Annotated in this window: 18 protein-coding genes and 1 tRNA gene; 10 read left to right on the forward strand and 9 right to left on the reverse strand. The window is 71.8% G+C overall.

All coding sequences use genetic code 11. The annotated features are described in order from the left end of the window. Positions 1–48: 48 nt before the first annotated feature. On the forward strand, positions 49–525 hold the full coding sequence (locus tag IE273_RS07335; protein ID WP_189814327.1) for a GNAT family N-acetyltransferase: 477 nt from the start codon (positions 49–51) through the stop codon (positions 523–525). A gap of 113 nt (positions 526–638) precedes the next feature. On the opposite strand, the gene IE273_RS07340 is transcribed toward IE273_RS07335, so the two are convergent. The 7 genes from IE273_RS07340 to galU all read right to left on the reverse strand — a co-directional run bounded on the left by IE273_RS07340 (position 639) and on the right by galU (position 6,182). Further along, positions 639–712, reverse strand: a tRNA-Ala gene (locus IE273_RS07340). A gap of 91 nt (positions 713–803) precedes the next feature. Continuing rightward, on the reverse strand, positions 804–2,042 hold the full coding sequence (sepX, locus tag IE273_RS07345; RefSeq protein ID WP_189814328.1) for a divisome protein SepX/GlpR: 1,239 nt from the start codon (positions 2,040–2,042) through the stop codon (positions 804–806). 177 nt (positions 2,043–2,219) lie between these two features. Beyond that, a complete protein-coding gene (locus IE273_RS07350) occupies positions 2,220–2,828 on the reverse strand; it encodes a GNAT family N-acetyltransferase (RefSeq protein WP_189814329.1) in 609 nt (202 codons plus the stop codon). Between the two features lie 26 nt (positions 2,829–2,854). After that, positions 2,855–3,358 (reverse strand): MogA/MoaB family molybdenum cofactor biosynthesis protein, encoded by a 504-nt coding sequence (locus IE273_RS07355; protein ID WP_189814330.1) that lies wholly within the window; start codon positions 3,356–3,358, stop codon positions 2,855–2,857. Beyond that, positions 3,355–3,867, reverse strand: coding sequence for a cyclic pyranopterin monophosphate synthase MoaC (gene moaC / locus IE273_RS07360; protein WP_014673247.1), 513 nt, complete (start codon positions 3,865–3,867; stop codon positions 3,355–3,357). Before moaC ends, IE273_RS07355 begins: the two co-directional genes overlap by 4 nt. Positions 3,868–3,951: 84 nt before the next feature. Continuing rightward, positions 3,952–5,274, reverse strand: coding sequence for a molybdotransferase-like divisome protein Glp (glp, locus tag IE273_RS07365; protein ID WP_189814331.1), 1,323 nt, complete (start codon positions 5,272–5,274; stop codon positions 3,952–3,954). Then, positions 5,271–6,182, reverse strand: a complete 912-nt coding sequence (gene galU / locus IE273_RS07370) for a UTP--glucose-1-phosphate uridylyltransferase GalU (RefSeq protein ID WP_189814332.1) — start codon at positions 6,180–6,182, stop codon at positions 5,271–5,273. Before galU ends, glp begins: the two co-directional genes overlap by 4 nt. 95 nt (positions 6,183–6,277) lie before the next feature. Between galU and IE273_RS07375 the strand changes: the two genes are divergently transcribed. Next, the gene (locus tag IE273_RS07375) at positions 6,278–6,898 is read left to right on the forward strand and encodes a 5-formyltetrahydrofolate cyclo-ligase (RefSeq protein ID WP_189814333.1); all 621 of its coding nucleotides are present in this window, start codon (positions 6,278–6,280) and stop codon (positions 6,896–6,898) included. A 72-nt stretch (positions 6,899–6,970) separates the two neighbouring features. Here the strand turns inward: IE273_RS07375 and IE273_RS07380 are convergent, their stop codons facing one another. After that, positions 6,971–9,826 carry a penicillin acylase family protein gene (locus IE273_RS07380; protein ID WP_189814334.1) on the reverse strand — a complete coding sequence of 952 codons (2,856 nt, stop codon included), beginning with the start codon at positions 9,824–9,826 and terminating at the stop codon, positions 6,971–6,973. A gap of 196 nt (positions 9,827–10,022) precedes the next feature. Between IE273_RS07380 and IE273_RS07385 the strand changes: the two genes are divergently transcribed. From IE273_RS07385 to mscL, 6 genes are all read left to right on the forward strand, one after another. Beyond that, the gene (locus IE273_RS07385; RefSeq protein WP_229887115.1) at positions 10,023–11,552 is read left to right on the forward strand and encodes a potassium/proton antiporter; all 1,530 of its coding nucleotides are present in this window, start codon (positions 10,023–10,025) and stop codon (positions 11,550–11,552) included. Positions 11,553–11,796: 244 nt separating this feature from the next. Next, positions 11,797–13,092, forward strand: coding sequence for an MFS transporter (locus IE273_RS07390; protein ID WP_189814335.1), 1,296 nt, complete (start codon positions 11,797–11,799; stop codon positions 13,090–13,092). A 67-nt stretch (positions 13,093–13,159) separates the two neighbouring features. After that, positions 13,160–13,486: an FmdB family zinc ribbon protein gene (locus tag IE273_RS07395; RefSeq protein WP_189814336.1), complete on the forward strand. Its 327-nt coding sequence runs from the start codon at positions 13,160–13,162 to the stop codon at positions 13,484–13,486. Positions 13,487–13,585: 99 nt separating this feature from the next. Then, positions 13,586–14,419 (forward strand): S-methyl-5'-thioadenosine phosphorylase, encoded by an 834-nt coding sequence (locus IE273_RS07400; protein ID WP_041665266.1) that lies wholly within the window; start codon positions 13,586–13,588, stop codon positions 14,417–14,419. Between the two features lie 428 nt (positions 14,420–14,847). After that, entirely contained in the window at positions 14,848–15,507 is a 660-nt protein-coding gene (locus IE273_RS43360; protein ID WP_229887116.1) for a hypothetical protein, read from the forward strand. A 147-nt stretch (positions 15,508–15,654) separates the two neighbouring features. Further along, a complete protein-coding gene (mscL, locus tag IE273_RS07410) occupies positions 15,655–16,131 on the forward strand; it encodes a large conductance mechanosensitive channel protein MscL (protein WP_189814337.1) in 477 nt (158 codons plus the stop codon). Between the two features lie 20 nt (positions 16,132–16,151). Here mscL and IE273_RS07415 read toward each other — a convergent pair whose 3' ends face one another. Further along, positions 16,152–16,328 carry a hypothetical protein gene (locus IE273_RS07415; protein ID WP_014673258.1) on the reverse strand — a complete coding sequence of 59 codons (177 nt, stop codon included), beginning with the start codon at positions 16,326–16,328 and terminating at the stop codon, positions 16,152–16,154. A gap of 123 nt (positions 16,329–16,451) precedes the next feature. On the opposite strand from IE273_RS07415, the gene IE273_RS07420 reads away from it, so the two are divergent. After that, the gene (locus tag IE273_RS07420) at positions 16,452–17,690 is read left to right on the forward strand and encodes a low temperature requirement protein A (RefSeq protein ID WP_189814338.1); all 1,239 of its coding nucleotides are present in this window, start codon (positions 16,452–16,454) and stop codon (positions 17,688–17,690) included. Positions 17,691–17,730: 40 nt separating this feature from the next. Then, a complete protein-coding gene (locus tag IE273_RS07425) occupies positions 17,731–18,756 on the forward strand; it encodes a P1 family peptidase (protein WP_189814339.1) in 1,026 nt (341 codons plus the stop codon). Positions 18,757–18,889 lie beyond the last annotated feature (133 nt).

Genomic DNA, 18,889 nt, shown 5'->3' on the forward strand with positions numbered 1-18,889 from the left:
ACAAAATCCGGGGCCTCCCGTCGATTGCATAGAAGTACGATACCCAGCATGATTATCCGCCGCGTTCGTTTCGATCACCCCGACGCCGTGAAGCTCAACGACGAGGTCCAGGCCGAGTACGACCAGCGCTACGGCGACGGCGGCGACGCCACGGTCCTGGACGCCGCCGACTTCGACCCTCCCCAGGGCGTGTACCTGATCGCCTACGACGAGCGCGACCGCCCCGTGGCCACCGGCGGCTGGCGCAGCCAGGACCGCAACGAGGAGGGCAACGAGGACGGCGACGCGGAACTGAAGCGCATGTACGTCGTCGCCGAGATGCGCGGCCGGGGCCTGGCCCGCCGCATGCTCGCGGCCCTGGAGGAGGACGCCCGCATGGCCGGCCGGGTCCGCATGGTCCTGGAGACGGGCACCAAGCAGCCGGAGGCCATCGCCCTGTACGCCTCCACCGGCTATGAGCCGTGCGCGAAGTTCGGCTACTACCGGCACCACGAGGAAAGCCTCTGCTACGCCAAGCGGCTGTGACCCCGGGGGCGGTGAAGCCGCCGCTCAGGCGGCGGCGATGCCGCCGCTGCTGCCGCTGGAAACGACGAAGATCCCGACCGGTCATGATGACCGACGGGATCTTCGTCGTGCAGTGGACCTGAGGGGATTTGAACCCCTGGCCCCCTCGATGCGAACGAGGTGCGCTACCGGACTGCGCCACAGGCCCTTGCAACGAGTGAAACTCTAGCATCCTGATCGGGGTGCTTGGAAATCCGCTCCCTGACTGGTCAGGACGGGGGTTTCCGGGGTGACCCGGGTCACTCGTTGGCCGCGCGCGGGCGGTCGCCGTCCTCGTACTGGTCGAAGAGCGGCGTGCGTCCGCGTTCCCGTGCCCGGCGTGCGGCGGCCACGGCGGAGGCCGCGCCGCGCGAGCGGGTCCGGGCGTGGGGACGGCCGTCCGCGGCCTTGTCCCCCTTCTTCTCCCCGGGCACCGCCTCCGGGTCGCGCGCCTCGCTCTTGGGCGCGGAGCCCGCCTCATGCTCCGGCACGACCGCGCTGGACCGCGCCGAGCTCCAGGTGTCGGGTGCGCCGAGATCGACGTCGGAGGTGGCGCGCGGGGCGACGGGCGCGGTCACGTACGTCGGCAGCGGCACCGGCACCGGGTCCCAGCTGTCCCCGTGACCGGGCCGCCGCTGCCGCTCGCGCTGCTGGTCGACCCACTCGGCGTGGTCGGTCTGCTCGACGAGGGCGCGCCGGTCGGCGGCGAGCGCGGACAGGCCGGTGTCGGTCTCGGCGGGCTGACCCTCCTCCGGTTCCTCGGCGCCCGGTCCCGTGTCGAGGGACGCGCGCCGGCGCGGTTGGCGCTCGCGCAGGCGCTGGGCGGCGGCCTCGGCACGGCGCCGGTCCATCTGGTAGGCGAACCGGCGGCGCTCCTGCGCCCGCAGATAGGCGATGTACGCGCTGAGCAGCATGGCGGGCGCGCCGGGCACCCAGAGGAAGGCGAGGCCGCCGACGGCGGCGACGATCGCGCCGAGTGTGAAGGCGAGGAAGAGCATCACGGTGGTGCGCCGACGGCGCGCGAGCACCTTCGTGCGCCGGGCGCGTGCCGCGGCCGACTGCGCCGAGGACACGCTCCGTGCTGCCGGTTCACGCTGCTGGGCCGGTGGGGGCACGGGCGCGGGCACGGGGGCGGGCCGGGACGCCGGAACTGAGGCGTGGTCGCTCGCCGCTTCGGTGCCGCCGGGCGCCTCGGGCTCGGCCTCCGCGGCCACCTGACGGCGGGTCGGAGGCACGGCGAAGGCCCGGACGTCCACCGAGTCGGTGGCGGCGTCCGGATCGACGGCGCCCTGCTCCCCCTCCTGGGCGGAGCGCGCCCGCAGGTCCCTGGCGTACCGACGCTCCATACCCGCCCGTCCGGACAGCAGCCGGATGGCGGTGCTGAAGCGTTCCGTCGGACGGGCCTCGTTCAGCTCGTCCTGCCTACGGAGCCACATCGGCACCAAGTAGGCGGCCCAGGCCCCGACAATGACTGCGTAGATGAGGCCGCTGCTGCTCACGCTCACACCGTAGAGGGGTTTGCGTGAGGCCATCCGCCAATTGGGCCGGTGTGTCGCACGATCTGGCTCATATTTCCAGCATTTTTTGCGACCCTTGCGATCAGAGGACCACCGCGGCCGGGAAATTCAGCGCCCCGAGACAGTCAACAGCCGATCATTTTCGAACATATATTCAATTTACTGGCTCTCGGTGCGCTGGCTCCCGCGAGAGCGTGCCCGCTTCCACCGTGTGAGCAACCCGTCGGGCACCTCTTCCGCGGTGAGCGCGAAGACGAGATGGTCGCGCCAGGCGCCGTCGATGTGCAGATAACGCGGCCGGAGCCCCTCCTCGCGGAATCCGAGTTTCTCCACCACCCGCCGGCTCGGCCGGTTCTCGGGGCGAATGCAGACCTCGACGCGGTGCAGGCCGACCGTGCGGAAACAGTGGTCCACCACCAGCGCGACAGCCGTCGGCATCACCCCGCGCCCGGCCACCGCCTCGTCCACCCAGTACCCGACGTGCCCCGAGCACATCGAGCCCCAGGTGATCCCGGCGACCGTCAACTGCCCGACCAGCTGCCCCTGGTACTCGATGACGAACGGCAGCATCCGGCCCGCGTTCGCCTCGGAGCGCAGATGCCGGACCATCTGGCGGTAGGTCGGCCGGTGCGCTATCGGTCCGCTCGGCGTGGGCGGCGGGATGGTCGCCTCCCACGGGCGCAGCCAGTCGCGGTTGCGCCGGTTCACCTCGCGCCAGACCCGCTGGTCGCGCAGCTTTATCGGCCGGAGGACGACATCGCCGTCCACCAGTACGACGGGCCAGGAAGGGGTGTTCAGCTCGCACCCCCCGTACCGCCGGGTCTCGGGTGGTCACCGCCGCGGATCTGGTCGACGGCATGGATCAGCAGGGGCTCCAGCACGGCGAGGCCGTCGCGCACCCCGCCGGTCGACCCGGGCAGGTTGACGATCAGCGTGCGCCCGGCCACTCCCGCCAGGCCCCGGGACAGCGCGGCGGTCGGCACCTTCTCCCGGCCGTACGCGCGAACGGCCTCCGCGATGCCCGGCACCTCGTGGTCGATCACCGCGCGGGTCGCCTCGGGGGTGCGGTCGGTGGGCGACAGGCCGGTGCCGCCGGTGGTGACGACGACGTCGTACCCGGAGGCGACGCCCGCGCGCAGGGCCGCTTCCACGGGGTCGCCGTCGGGGACGACCTGCGGGCCGTCGACGTCGAACCCGAGGCTCCTGAGGCCGTCGGCGACCAGCGGGCCGCCCTTGTCCGCGTATACGCCCGCGGCGGCCCGGTTGGAAGCGGTGATCACCAGAGCACGGTAGGTCATGTCCTGCTCCAGTCGCCCGACTTGCCGCCCGTCTTCTCCTCCACCCGTACGTCCGTGATGACCGCCCCCTTGTCGACCGCCTTGACCATGTCGATCACGGTGAGCGCGGCGACCGTCACAGCGGTGAGGGCCTCCATCTCGACGCCCGTGCGGTCCGTGGTCTTCACGGTGGCCCGGATCTCCACGGCGTCGTCCGCGACCGACAGGTCCAGTGTCACACCGGACACCGACAACGGGTGGCACAGGGGGATCAGATCCGGGGTGCGCTTGGCGCCCATGATCCCGGCGATCCGCGCGGTGGCCAGGGCGTCCCCCTTGGGCACGCCCTCGCCGCGCAGCAGCTCGACCACGCGTGGTGCGACGAGGACCCGGCCGCTGGCGCGGGCGGTGCGCGCGGTCACGTCCTTCCCGGACACGTCGACCATGCGGGCCGCGCCCGCCTCGTCGATGTGCGTCAGTCGGTCCTGCGCAGGGGCTCCGGGGGTCTCCCCCCGGGAAGGCTGGGTCATGGCTGTGGCGCTCCCGGTCCGGGCCCGGCGCGGTAGGGCGCGCGGGCCTGCTGTGCGCGACACGGTACCGCCAACCGGCGGAGCTCAGCCGAGCAGGACCACCTCGACCTCGCTGCCGGGCTCGACGGACTCCGCGTCCTCGGGCACGACGATCAGCGCGTCCGCCTGCGCCAGCGCGGCGATCAGGTGGGAGCCGGCACCGCCCACGGGGGTCACCTCGCCGTCGGTGTACGTACCGCGCAGGAACTGGCGGCGCCCCTTCGGCGAGCGCAGCGCCCCGTCGGCCTTGAGGACAGCCCGCACGCGGGGCCGGTGGAGGTCCGTGACGCCCATCAGCGCGCGGATGGCGGGCCGGACGAACAGCTCGAAGGAGACGTACGACGACACGGGGTTGCCGGGCAGTGCCAGCAGCGGGGTGTGGTCGGGGCCGATGGCGCCGAAGCCCTGGGGCTTGCCGGGCTGCATGGCGAGCTTGCGGAACTCGACGCCGCTGCCCGCCTCGTCCGCGTCCCCGGCGTACGACAGCGCCTCCTTGACGACGTCGTACGCCCCGACGCTCACCCCGCCCGTGGTCACCAGCAGGTCGGCGCGGATGAGCTGGTCCTCGATGGTGGAGCGCAGGGTCTCGGCGTCGTCGGCGACGGCGCCCACCCGGTAGGCGATGGCGCCCGCGTCCCGCGCGGCGGCGGTGAGGGCGAAGCTGTTGGAGTCGTAGATCTGCCCGCCGGCCAGTCGCTCGCCGGGCTGGACGAGTTCGCTGCCGGTGGACATCACGACCACCCGCGGGCGGGGGCGCACCCGCACCGTGCCGCGGCCGATCGCGGCGAGCAGCGCGATCTGCGGCGGGCCGAGGACCGTCCCGGCCTCCAGGGCGAGGTCCCCGGCCTTCACGTCGCTGCCCTTGGCCCGCACGTGCGCGCGTGCCTCGGCGGAGCGGTACACGTGCACGTGGCCCTCGGCGCCCTCGGGGGCCAGGCTGCGCGCCCGCATGCCGCTGACCGGGCCCTCGCCGAGCCCGCCGTCGGTCCACTCGACGGGGACGACGGCCTCGGCACCGGGCGGCAGCGGCGCGCCGGTCATGATGCGGGCGGCCTGTCCGGGGCCGACCCGCACCAGGTCGGCCGCGCCGGCCGCGACGTCCCCGACGACCTCCAGGACGGCCGGGAACTCCTCCCCGGCGCCCGCCACGTCCGCGACCCGCACCGCGTACCCGTCCATGGAGCTGTTGTCGAACGGCGGCAGGGACACCGGCACCGTGACGTCGTCGACCAGGACGCAGCCCTGGGCGTCGAGCAGGTGCAGCTCGATGGGTTCGAGGGGGCGGACGGTCGAGAGGATGTCCTCAAGATGCTCGTCCACCGACCACAGGTCGTCCGGGCCGGCGGGGCGGGTCGCGGCGCTGCTCAAGATTGCTGCATCTCCTCGGCTACGTAACTGCGAAGCCAGGTCCGGAAGTCCGGGCCCAGGTCCTCACGTTCGCATGCGAGTCTGACAATGGCACGCAGGTAGTCGCCACGGTCACCGGTGTCATAGCGGCGGCCCTCGAAGACGACGCCGTGCACCGGGCCGCCGACCTTCTCGTCCTGCGCGAGCTGCTGGAGCGCGTCGGTGAGCTGGATCTCGCCGCCGCGGCCCGGCTCGGTCTTGCGCAGTATGCCGAAGACGTGCGGGTCGAGGACGTAACGGCCGATGATCGCGTAGTTCGAGGGGGCGTCCGCCGGGTCCGGCTTCTCGACCAGTCCGGTCACCTTGACCACGTCGCCGTCGGCGGTGGCCTCCACCGCGGCGCAGCCGTAGAGGTGGATCTGCTCGGGCGCGACCTCCATCAGGGCGACGACGCTGCCGCCGTGCCGCTCCTGGACCTCGATCATGCGCGCGAGCAGCGGGTCCCGCGGGTCGATCAGGTCGTCGCCGAGGAGGACGGCGAAGGGCTCGTGGCCGACGTGCGGGGCGGCGCACAGCACGGCGTGCCCGAGGCCCTTGGGGTCGCCCTGGCGCACGTAGTGCATGGTGGCCAGGTCGCTGGACTCCTGCACCTTCGCGAGCCGTTCGGCGTCACCCTTCTTCTGCAGCGCAGATTCCAGCTCGTAGTTGCGGTCGAAGTGGTCCTCAAGGGGCCGCTTGTTGCGCCCGGTGATCATGAGGACGTCGTCGAGCCCCGCCGACACGGCCTCCTCGACCACGTACTGGATCGCCGGCTTGTCTACGACCGGCAGCATCTCCTTGGGAGTGGCTTTGGTAGCCGGCAGGAACCGGGTGCCGAGGCCGGCTGCGGGAATGACAGCCTTGCTGATCCTGGGGTGGGACTGAGTCATGCCCGCAACCATATCCGGTGCCTTTGTGGGGAATCTGTGGCTCAGGTTGCTTGACCCTTATATGGCCTGCATTAGGAAGGGTGCGAGGACGACCAGTGGAACACGACGGACGTACGGGCGAGCCTGACAAGCGCGCGTTTCGGCGAGAGCTCCTCGGGGTGAGGAACAGGTTGACGGCGGATGACGTCCGCGTGGCGGGCCGCGCGCTGGCCGAGCGCGCCCTGGAGCTGCCCGAGCTGGCGCGTGGCCGCACGGTGGCGGCGTACGTCTCGGTGGGCAGCGAACCCGGCACGCTCGCCCTGATGGACGCGCTGCGCGCGCGGGGCGTGCGCGTCCTGCTCCCCGCGCTGCTGCCCGACAACGACCTGGACTGGGGCGAGTACGCCGGCCCGGACTCCCTCACCCGGGTGCAACACGGCGGCAAGATGGCTCTTTTCGAGCCCTCCGGTCCGCGTCTCGGCCCGGACGCCGTGACGGACGCGGACGTGGTCCTGCTGCCCGGGCTCGCGGTGGACGCGCGCGGGATGCGCCTCGGGCGCGGCGGAGGGTCGTACGACCGGGTGCTGGCCCGGCTGGAGCGCGCGGGCGCGCGCCCCCGGCTCGCGGTGCTGCTCTACGACACGGAGGTCGTCGCGCGCGTCCCGGCGGAGGCGCACGACAAACCGGTGCACGCGGTGGTGACGCCGTCGGGAGTGCGCCGCTTCCCGCAGGGCTGACCCTTTTCCCCTGAAACGCGGAACGGCCCTCCAGGCGCGCGTGGAGGGCCGTTCCGTACCGTGTGCCGGTGGTCAGGGCTGGAGGACCAGGGTGTCGCTCGTGCTCTTGTCCACCGCCTTGCCCGAGAACGACCAGGGCAGCAGCTCGCCCTTGGCCCACTTGCTCGTCTGGTCCGTGTAGTGCGCGCTGAAGGCGTGCCCGGAGGCACCGCTCAGGTTGATCCACTTGGACTTGTCGAGGTCGGCGAGGTTGACGACCATCCGCATGGACGGCACCCAGACCACGTTGTAGCCGCCGGCGGCGTTCCAGCCGGTCGCGTTCACCGTCGCCTCACCGCCGCTGAGCTTCCACGGGCCGCGGTTGAGGAGGTACTGAAGAACCTTGGGGCCCTCGGTGCCGAGCGTCTGGTTCTTCAGGAACAGCCGGTGCAGACGGCCCCAGCTCCAGGTGTCGATGTCCTTGCCGAGCTTGGCGGTCAGCTCCCAGCGGGCGTCGATCATGGCGCGGGCGAAGAGCTGGTCCCGGTTCTCGGCGGCGGGACGGGTGCCCGACTTGGGCGTCTTCCACCAGTCGCTGTCCGGCTTGTCCATCAGGGTGCGCACGACCTCGAACCAGCGGTCGCCGCCGTCCGGCTGCGCCTGGTCGGCGTCGCGCTGGCCGCACTCGCGCACCTTGGTCTCGTCGTCCACCGGGCCGGTGCTGTCGATCTTGTCGACCCACAGGCACTGTCCCTTGACGCGCAGCTCCTTGGGCAGCTTGTTGCCGAAGGCGAGCTTGAGGATGTTGCGCCAGACCGCGTTGAAGTACGCCGCCGCCGCGGAGTCGGCGTCCTGGGTGTAGTCCCAGCCCTCCAGCAGCTTCTGCGCCTGGCGGACCTCCGGGTCGTCCAAGTTGATCTTCAGCAGCTTGGGCACCAGGAGCTTGGCGATCTCGCTGCTGTTGTCCGTCTGCATCTGCCGCATGTCGTCGGTGGAGATCTTGCCGCCGTCCTTGATCTTGGACTCGATCAGGTCGGTGATGCGCTGGCTGCGGGTGCCGTAACCCCAGTCGGTGGTGAGGGTGTACGGGTACTTGTCCGGGTCGACCACGGCCTGGTTGGCGGTGACGATGTAGCCGCGCTCCGGGTCGTACTCGTAGGGCAGTTCGTCCTGCTTGAGGAAGCCCTTCCAGCGGTACTTCGAGTCCCAGCCCGGCACCGGGACGGCGCCGGAGTCCTTCGCGGTGCGGGTGGGGATCTTGCCGGGCAGCGTGTAGCCGATGTGGTTGTCCGTGCTGGCGTAGATCAGGTTCTGCGAGGGCACGTCGAACAGGGCCGCCGCCGCGCGGAAGTCGCTCCAGTCCCCGGCCTTGTCGAGGGCGAACACGGCGTCCATGGTCGTGCCCGGGTCGAGCGCGGTCCACCGCAGGGCGATGCCGTAGCCGTCGCCGCGGTCGGGCGCGGCGGTGTTCACGGTGGCCCTCTTGCCGACCTGGACGAGTTCGTCGTCACGGTCGGACAGCAGCGGCATCCCGTCCTGGGTCTGCCGGACGACGATCGTCTTGGCCGAGCCCCCGGCGACCTTGATGGTCTCCTCGCGGGTCTTGAACGGCCGGATCTTGCCGTCGTACAGGTAGCCGTTCGCGCTGACCTTCTCCAGGTAGAGGTCGGTGACGTCGACGCCGGAGTTGGTCAGGCCCCACGCGATCTTCCCGTTGTGGCCGATGACCACACCGGGCATGCCGGCGAACGTGTAGCCGGTCACGTCGTACTGGCACTTGGCGGAGACGGTGCGGCAGTGCAGGCCCATCTGGTACCAGACGGACGGCAGGGACGCCGACAGGTGCGGGTCGTTGGCGAGCAGCGGCTTGCCGGTGATGGTGTACTTCCCGGCGACCACCCAGGAGTTGGAGCCGATGCCCTGGCCGTTCACACCGACGGCCGTGGGCAGGTCGTCCAGGACGTTGTAGAGGCCGTCCAGCTGGCTCGTGAGGCCCGAACCGGTCCCGGCCGAGGTGGAGGAGCCGGTCGTGCCCGTCGTGCCCTGAGAAGAGCCCGTGGCGCCGCCGGCCGTGCCCTGGGTGCCCGTCGTGCCCGTCGTACCGGTCGTGCCGGTCGTGCCCGCAGCGGAGCCCGTGGCGCCGCTCTGCTGGAAGGCCTGGGTCACCGCGTCGTACTGGCCCTCCTGGACGATCGGCTTGTTGCGGCCGTAGGGGTACGCCGGGTACAGGTCCTGGATCTGCTGCGGGCCGAGGCGGCTGGTCATGAGGGCGCGGTCGATCTCGTCCTGCATGTTGCCGCGCAGGTCCCAGGCCATCGCCTTCAGCCACGCGACGGAGTCGACCGGGGTCCACTTCTCCGGCTTGTAGTCGTTGGTCAGGCCCAGCGCCGCGTACTCCAGGGAGATGTCCTTGCCGTCCTTGCCCTGGAGGTAGGCGTTGACCCCCTTGGCGTACGCCTGGAGGTACTTCTTGCTGGAAGCCGACAGCTTGGTGTCGTACTCCTGCCGTGCGATCCGGTCCCAGCCGAGGGTGCGCAGGAACTCGTCGTTCTTGACCTGGCCCTTGCCGAACATCTCCGACAGGCGCCCGGAGGTCATGTGCCGGCGCACGTCCATCTCGTAGAACCGGTCCTGCGCCTGGACGTAGCCCTGCGCCATGAACAGGTCCTCGTCCGAGGACGCGTAGATCTGCGGAATGCCGTAGCCGTCCCGCTTGACGTCGACCGGCCCGGACAGGCCGTCGAGCTTGATCGAACCGGTGGTCTGCGGGAAGGAGGCGCGGACGGTACTGATCGACCAGTACGCCCCGTAGGCGATGCCTCCGATGATGGCCAGGACCAGCACCAGCACGATGAGTCGGGCTTTGCGCCCCTTCTTCCTGCCGGACTTGACGGACGTGGCACCCGCTGCGGCGGTGTCACCCGTGGTGGCGGTGGTGTTGGGGGGCATCGCTGTCCTTGCTGTCCTAACGCGAGCGGCAGGTCGGGCTGTGACTTTGAATGAGCGCTGGAGCAACCATAGGCGCAGGGCCCTGTCCCGCTTGACGCGGAGTCGGGAACCAGCGCGTACGAGCGTTCGATCTTGCCTCGCCGAACGTCAAGAAATCGTCAAGAGTTAGGTAAGGTAACGAAGTAACCGACGATCCGTGGGCCCGATCCCGGAGGAGGAACGCCCCCTGACTGTTCACCACCTCAACCAGCTCCTGCTCATCTGCTCCATCGTCCTGCTCGTCGCCGTCGCGGCCGTCCGGGTCTCTTCCCGCAGCGGGCTCCCCAGCCTGCTCGTGTACCTGGGGATCGGCGTCCTCATGGGCCAGGACGGCATCGGCCACATCCAGTTCAACAGCGCCGCGATGACCCAGGTCATGGGGTACGCGGCCCTGGTCGTGATCCTCGCCGAGGGCGGTCTGGGCACGAAGTGGAAGGAGATCCGGCCGGTCCTGCCGTCCGCCTCCGTGCTGGCGACGGTGGGAGTCGCGGTCAGCGTGGGCGTCACCGCGGCGGGCGCGCACTATCTGGTCGGGCTGGAGTGGCGGCAGGCGCTCATCATCGGGGCGGTGGTGTCGTCGACGGACGCGGCGGCGGTCTTCTCGGTCCTGCGGAAAATCCCCCTCCCCGCGCGCGTGACGGGCACACTGGAGGCCGAGTCCGGCTTCAACGACGCCCCGGTGGTCATCCTGGTCGTCGCCTTCTCCACGGCCGGCCCGGTCGAGCACTGGTACCTGCTGCTGGGCGAGATAGTCCTGGAGCTGGCCATCGGCGCGGCCCTGGGCATCGCGGTGGGCTGGATCGGCTCCTGGGGGCTCAGGCACGTCGCGCTGCCCGCCTCCGGTCTCTACCCGATCGCCGTGATGGCCATCGCCGTCACGGCGTACGCCGCCGGCTCCCTGGCGCACGGCAGCGGCTTCCTCGCCGTCTACCTGGCCTCCATGATCCTAGGCAACGCCAGGCTCCCCCACTGGCCCGCCACCCGCGGCTTCGCCGAGGGACTCGGCTGGATCGCCCAGATCGGCATGTTCGTCGTGCTCGGCCTGCTGGTCACCCCGCACGAACTGGGCGACGACATCGTGCCCGCGCTGGTCATCGGGCTGGTGCTGACCATGGTGGCCCGCCCGCTGAGCGTGCTGGTCAGCCTGGTGCCGTTCCGGGTACCGCGGCCGGAGCGGATCCTGATGTCCTGGGCCGGGCTGCGCGGCGCCGTGCCCATCATCCTGGCGACCATCCCCATGGTGAACGGCGTCGCCGGCAGCCGCCGCATCTTCAACATCGTCTTCGTCCTGGTCGTCGTCTACACCCTCGTCCAGGGGCCGACCCTGCCCTGGCTGGCCCGCACGCTCCGGCTGGGCGAGAAGGGCGAGGCCGCCGACCTCGGCATCGAGTCGGCGCCCCTGGAGCGGCTCCAGGGACACCTGCTGTCCGTCACCGTCCCCGAGGGCTCCCGGATGCACGGCGTGGAGGTCAGCGAGCTGCGGCTGCCGCCCGGCGCGGCCGTCACCCTCGTCGTGCGCGAGGAGAAATCGTTCGTGCCGCTGCCCTCGACCGTGCTGCGGCACGGCGACGAACTGCTGGTCGTCGCCACCGACCCGGTCCGCGACGCGGCGGAACGGCGACTGCGCGCGGTCGCCCACGGCGGCAAGCTGGCGGGCTGGCTGGGCACGGACGGCACACACGGGTGAGCCCCGCGGCAATCACAGGCGCCCCCTGCGAGCGTGCTCGCTTTCACAGGGGCACAAGCCATGATCCCTGTAGTATGAAGGCACCCTGATCGAACCAACTCTGCCTGATGCAGAGCTGGCGCGACCGTATGGCGGCCGGAACATCCTTTGCGGAGGCACCGGTATCTACCGCAGTTCCGCGCAAGAGGACAGCTCTCGGCGCCCCCGCACGGGCGCGCTACCAGGCGGAAGAAAGGCACGGGCCGTGGAGTCCACGGTCACCACCGAGCCGGCGGAGAACCCGTCGACGTCGCCCCGCCCCGGATACGGACAGCTGCTGCGCACCCGCGGCGTCTGGACGTTCCTGCTCCCCGGCTTCGCCGCGCGCCAGCCGTTCGCGATGCTCACCCTCTCGATCGTGCTGCTCGTCCAGCACACCACCGGCTCGTACGGTGCCGCGGGCGCCGCCGCGGCCGCCACCGGCGTCTCCATGGCGCTGTTCGCGCCGTACGGCGGGCGCCTCGCCGACCGCTACGGCCAGCGGGCCGTACTGATCCCCGGCGTCCTGGTGCACACGCTCTCCGGCCTGTCCCTGACCGCGCTCGCGCTGGCACACGCGCCCCTGTGGGCGCTGTTCCTGGCCGCCGTCCCGACCGGTGCCTCCATACCTCAGGTCGGCCCGATGGTGCGGGCGCGCTGGGGTGTGAAGCTCCAGGGCTCGCCCCTGATGACCACGGCGGCGGCGTTCGAGTCGGTCACGGACGAGCTGACCTTCGTCGTCGGCCCCCTGCTGGCGACCGCGTTGTGCACGGCCGTGACACCGGCCGCGGGCCTGGTCACGGAGGCCGGGCTGACCCTCGTCGGCGGTCTGCTGTTCGCCGCGCGGAAGAGCACGCAGCCGCCGGTGTCCCGGGAGAGCGGGCACGCGCGCGTGCGGCACGCCTCCGCCCTGCGCGTCCCGGGCGTGCGCGTGCTGGTCGTCACCTTCCTCGGCATCGGCTCGGTCTTCGGCGGCATGCAGGTGTCGCTCGCGGCCTTCACCGAGTCGATCGGCGAGCCCGGCCTGAACGGCGTCCTGTACGGCGTCTTCGCCGCCGGGAACATGCTGTCCGGCATCGTCTGCGGCGCGGTCGCCTGGAAGACGGCTCCGCAGAAGCGCCTCGTGATCGGTTACACGGCGCTCGCGGTGGCGGCGTCCGCCCTGTGGACGGCACACTCGGTGCTGCTGCTCGCCACGCTCGGCCTGCTGGTCGGCATGTGCATCGCCCCGGCGCTGATCACCGGCTACACGCTGGTCGAGGGCCTGGTCCCGGCCGGTGCCCGGACCGAGGCCTTCACCTGGCTGACCGGCGCCGTCGCGCTCGGCCAGGCCGCCGCCGTCACGGTCGCGGGACAGCTGGAGGACCGGCTGTGGGACGGCTCCGGGTTCCTGGTGCCGATGGCCGGCACCGTGCTCGCGCTGGTGACCCTGGTGACGCTGCGGTCGCGGCTGGCCGCACGGCACGGGAACCGCACGGTCGCGCGTGGCGTCGGTCACCGCGTGCCGGTCACGGTGGACTGATTCCCGGGAATACGTCACTATGGACCGTCGTTAGCACTCATCGAGTGAGAGTGCCAGGAGGAAGACAGTGCCGACCTACCAGTACCAGTGCACCGAGTGCGGCGAGGGCCTTGAGGCGGTGCAGAAGTTCACCGACGACGCCCTGACCGTGTGCCCCAACTGCAACGGCCGCCTGAAGAAGGTGTTCTCCGCAGTCGGCATCGTCTTCAAGGGCTCGGGCTTCTACCGCAACGACTCCCGCGGCTCCACGTCGAGCAGCACCCCGGCGTCGAAGCCGGCCGGCTCGTCGTCCGACACGAAGGCGTCCTCCTCGACGTCCTCGTCCTCGTCGACGTCCTCGTCCTCGTCGAGCTCCGGCTCCGCCAGCAGCTCCGCCAGCAGCTCCGCCGCCTGACACCTCCCATCCGGACCCTGCCGTCGCACGACGGCAGGGTCTTCGGCGTTCTCCGGCACCGGCTCCCCCACGTCGTCGCGGCCCGCTAGTGTGCTGGTCATGGCCAAAGCAGAGATCGGCGTAATCGGCGGTTCGGGTTTCTACTCCTTCCTGGACGACGTGACCGAGGTCCAGGTGGACACCCCCTACGGGGCGCCCAGCGACTCGCTCTTCCTCGGGGAGATCGCCGGCCGGAAGGTCGCCTTCCTGCCCCGGCACGGCCGTGGCCACCATCTGCCCCCGCACCGCATCAACTTCCGCGCCAACCTGTGGGCCCTGCGCTCCGTCGGCGTACGGCAGGTGCTCGGTCCGTGTGCGGTGGGCGGCCTGCGTCCCGAGTACGGGCCGGGCACCCTGCTCGTGCCCGACCAGTTCGTGGACCGTACGAAGTCCCGGGCACAGACCTACTTCGACGGACTGCCGCTGCCGGACGGCACCGTGCCGAACGTCGTGCACGTGTCCATGGCCGACCCCTACTGCCCCACCGGGCGTGCCGCCGCGCTGAAGGCCGCCCGCGGACGGGACTGGGAGCCGGTGGACGGCGGCACGCTGGTCGTGGTCGAGGGCCCGCGCTTCTCGACGCGCGCCGAATCGCTGTGGCACCAGGCCCAGGGCTGGTCGGTGGTGGGCATGACCGGCCATCCCGAGGCGGCGCTCGCCCGGGAGCTGGAGCTGTGCTACACCTCGCTGACCCTGGTCACCGACCTCGACGCGGGCGCCGAGACCGGTGAGGGCGTCTCGCACGAGGAGGTGCTGGAGGTGTTCGCGGCCAACGTGGACCGGCTGCGCGGCGTGCTCTTCGACGCGGTGGCGGCCCTTCCGGAGACCGGGGAGCGGGACTGCCTGTGCGTGAACGCGCTGGGCGGGATGGACCCGGGGTTCGCGCTGCCGTAGGGCGGGGCTTGGGGGGCCGGGCGGGGGAGGCCGAGCGGGGGAGGCTCGGGGCGCGGGGGCACCGGAGGAACCGGAGGCACCGGAGGCGCGGGGCGGCTCAGTGGCCAGCGCGGCTCAGCGGTCGGCGTGGCTCAGCGGTCGGCGTGGCTCAGCGGTCGGCGCTGTGGCGCGGGACGGCCTGGCGGCAGGCCGCTGCGGCGCGGGGCGATTCAGCGGCGGGCGCGGCGGCACTGCGCGACCTGCGCGGCGGCGTGGCGCGATTCAGCGGCACGGCGGGACTCAGCGGCGCGCGCGGCGGCGCGGAACTCCTCGTTCGGGCGGCTGAGTTATCCACAATCCGTCCGTGATCCACCGGCCCCGGCGGGATCCGGTGCGAGGCGTCATCGTGGCATCGCAAGCCGAACTCCTCGTCGCAGGCGGTGACCTTCATGCCCTCGTCCCCCCTCCCGCCCTCCCCCTCGCTCCCGCCCTCTCCCTCCCCCTCTCCCTCCCCCTCGTTCTCCTCCACCCCGGCTCCGCCCTCGCTCTCCCCCGCTCGCTCCTCGTTCCCGCCCCCGCTGCGGCCTCCGCGTCCGCTGGGCACGGATGCCCCGCCGACCCGCGAGGTGCCCCCGTTCGATCCGGTGCGGGTGCGCGGCGGGCGGTACCGGTCGCAGCGGCTCCTACGGCAGCGCGGGCGGGCCGTCGCGGCCGGGCTCGCGGTGACGGCGGTGGCGCTCGTGGCCGCGGGGCCCCGGACCGGTGCGGAACCGCACGGCACGCAGCGCGCCCACGGCCATCGGGTGGCGGAGCCCGTACGACCCCGCCCGGCGGTCGAGGTGGTGACGGCGCCGGTGCGGATCGCCGACGCCGCCGCGGTACGCCTGCTGCGCTCCGGTGACCGTGTCGACGTGATCGCCGCGGAGGACCCGTCGACCGGGGCCGGCGTCCGGGTGCTGGCGCGCGGTGCGCGGGTGACGGAAGTGCCGGAACCACCGTCCGGCGCGGCCGAGAGCGGTGCGCTGGTCGTGCTGTCGGTGCCGCGGCCCACGGCGGCCCGGCTGGTCGGCGCGAGCGCCACCGCGCGCCTGGCGGTGACGCTGTGCTGAACCGGCTCGTACGCGCTCTTGGTGCCATGGCCGGCGTGTGGGCGAGGGCCTCGATCCGGTTACGGGAGTGGACACGACGTCCGCACCGTGCCGTAGGTTGCGGAGGGTTTCGTTCCGCACCCTGTGCACGCGAGGAGAGTCCCCCAAGTGAGCGTGAAGAAGGATCCGGGCGTCTGGCAGGGCTTCAAGGCCTTCCTGATGCGCGGCAACGTCGTCGATCTGGCGGTCGCGGTGGTCATCGGCGCGGCCTTCACGAACATCGTCAACTCGATCGTGAAGGGGATCATCAACCCGCTGGTCGGGGCGATCGGCACCCAGAGCCTCGACAACTACAGCTCCTGCCTGAAGGACCCGTGCCGGGTGAGCGCGGACGGCACGGTCAAGAGCGGCGTGCCGATCATGTGGGGCTCCGTCCTCGGGGCCACGCTCAGCTTCCTGATCACCGCGGCGGTGGTGTACTTCCTGATGGTCCTGCCGATGTCGAAGTACCTGGCCCGGCAGGCGGCCCGGAAGGCGGCCCGGGAGGGCACCAGGGAAGTGGTCGAGGTGACCGAACTGGAGGTGCTCAAGGAGATCCGCGACGCGCTGGTCGCGCAGCGCGCGGCCGGGCACGACGAACGCTAGCGGCGCCGCCCGCGGACCGCTCAGAGGTGGTGGGGCGGCTTCTCGTCCAGGAAGCGCTTCAGGTCGGCGGCGCTGTCGCCGTCCGGGCGCTCGCCCCACCCGCGGTCGGTGTCGTCCGAGGACTGCTGGTCCAGCGGGTCGTCGAAGACCAGCGCGGGCTTCGGGTCGCGCGGCTCGGGTTCACGGGCGGTGCTCATGGCTCCAGAGTACGGCGCCCGCCGACGCCCCCGGCCTGGGGTTTTCGCCGGACCGGTGGACCCTCCCCCGCTTGTGAAAGTCTGCACAAGATTTCGTCCCGGTTTTCTGCTGTGCTGGGAACCATGACGTCGAGTTCCCCTCCCACGCCCGCCCCCTCAGGCGCACCGAAGCCCTCCCGTCCCCTGCGGCGGCTCACCGCCCGCGAACGGGGCGAGGCGCACCGCGTCGCCTCCTCGCTGGAGCTCTTCTTCGATCTGTGTTTCGTCGTGGCCGTCGCGCAGGCGGGCGTGCAACTGGTGCACGCCGTGGCGGCGGGCCACGCGGGCGAGGGGATCCTCAACTACGCGATGGTGTTCTTCGCCATCTGGTGGGCGTGGATGAACTTCAGCTGGTTCGCCTCGGCGTACGACAACGACGACGCCCTCTACCGGGTGGTCACGCTGGTACAGATCGCCGGTGTCCTGGTGCTGGCCGCCGGTGTCTCCCGGGCCTCCACGCAGCACGACTTCCTCCTGGTCTGGCTGGGCTATGTGATCATGCGGCTGGCGATGGTCTGGCAGTGGCTGAGAGCCGCGAGATCGGCGCCGGGCGCGGAGCGGACCATGGCGGTTCGGTACGCGTGCGGCGTGCTGCTGTGCCAGATCGGCTGGCTCGGACTGGTGGTACTGCCGGAGCCGGCCCGGCCCTGGGTGTTCCTGGTGATGGTGGTCGCGGAGCTGTGCGTGCCGCTCTACGCCGAGAGGGCCCAGACCACCTCCTGGCATCCGCACCACATCGCCGAGCGGTACGGCCTGTTCACGATCATCGTGCTCGGCGAGACGATCGCCGCGGCCACGGTCGCGGTGAAGTCGGCCGCGGACGAGCACAACGCGCTGGGCGAGCTGCTGCCCATCGCGGCGGGCGGACTGCTGATCGTGTTCTCCGCGTGGTGGATCTACTTCGTGGTGCCCATCCACGGCCACCTGCGCTCCAGCCGGCGGGCGTTCGTCTGGGGCTACGGCCACTATCTGGTCTTCGCCTCGGCGGCGGCGATCGGCGCGGGCCTGGAGGTCGCCGTGGAACAGACGGTCGGCAAGGCGCACATCTCCACGCTGTCCGCCTCGGCCGCCGTCACCCTGCCGACGGCGCTGTACCTGCTGACCGTGTGGGCGCTGCACTCCCGGCACTTCAAAGCGGGCCTCACCCAGCAGTTGGTACTGCCGGTCACGGCTCTGCTGGTGATCTGCTGCACCTTCCTGGGCGACTGGGCGGTGCTCGCGGCGGGGCTGGTGTCCGCGGTCTCGGTGGCGGTCGGGGTGGTCCTGACGGCACGCGCGTCCGGCCGGGAGCGCACGGCGAGCGCCACCGCGGCGGCCGGCTGACCTCACGGGCAGCGCGCCGGGCTGGGCCAGACTGGCGTCCATGACAGCTGACGCATTGACGGACGTCGCCGGGCTGCGCGTGGGGCACGCCACGCGTACCGGCGACGGGTGGCTCACCGGCACGACGGTCGTCCTCGCCCCCGTGGGCGGCGCGGTCGCGGCCGTGGACGTGCGCGGCGGCGGCCCCGGCACCAAGGAGACCGACGCGCTCGACCCGCGCAACGTGGTGCGGAAGGTCGACGCCGTCGTGCTGACCGGAGGCAGCGCGTACGGACTCGACGCGGCCTCCGGGGTGATGGCCTGGCTGGAGGAGCGGGAGCGGGGCGTGCGGGTGGGGACGGATCCGGCGCATGTCGTGCCGGTGGTGCCCGCCGCGTGCGTCTTCGACCTGGGGCGCGGCGGGGACTTCCGGGCCCGTCCGGACGCGGGCACGGGACGCGCGGCGGTGGAGGCCGCGGCGGCCGGTGTGCCGGGGGCCCGGGTGGCGCAGGGGTGCGTCGGCGCGGGCACGGGCGCCGTCGCCGGGCGGCTCAAGGGCGGGGTGGGCACCGCGAGCACGGTGCTCGACTCGGGGATCACGGTGGCGGCACTGGTGGTGGCGAACGCCGCGGGGTCGGTGCTGGAGCCGGAAACGGGGGTGCTGTACGGGGAGTTGTTCCAGGGGCGGGTGGAGTATCCGGAGGAGCGGGTGCACGAGGCCGCATGCCGGCGCCTGGACGAGGCCGCCGCCGGGAACGGGCCGGCGCCGCTCAACACGACGCTGGCGGTGGTCGCGACGGACGCCGACCTCTCCAAGGCGCAGGCGCAGAAGCTGGCGGGCACGGCGCACGACGGGATCGCGCGGGCCGTACGGCCGGTGCATCTCCTGCACGACGGGGACACGGTGTTCGCGCTGGCGACCGGCGCGCACGCGCTGGACACGCACCCGTTGGCGCTCAACGACATCCTCGCCGCCGGCGCGGACATGGTGACACGCGCCATCGTCCGGGCCGTACGCGCCGCCGAGCCGGTCGACGGGCCGGGCGGAATGTGGCCGTCGTACGGGGAGTTGTACGGGCAGAGGTAACGGTACGGCCCCGGGGGCGGGGTGGATTGTCGCGGTTCTGTCACGCGATGGCGTTCAGGGGAGGGGGAGGGAACCTTCCCCGGCGTCGGTGCCCTCTTCCTCCACGCACTGGAACGGATCACGCACATCACAC

Origin of the sequence: Streptomyces olivaceoviridis, assembly GCF_014650115.1 — a bacterium.
GTDB classification, from domain to species: domain Bacteria; phylum Actinomycetota; class Actinomycetes; order Streptomycetales; family Streptomycetaceae; genus Streptomyces; species Streptomyces olivaceoviridis.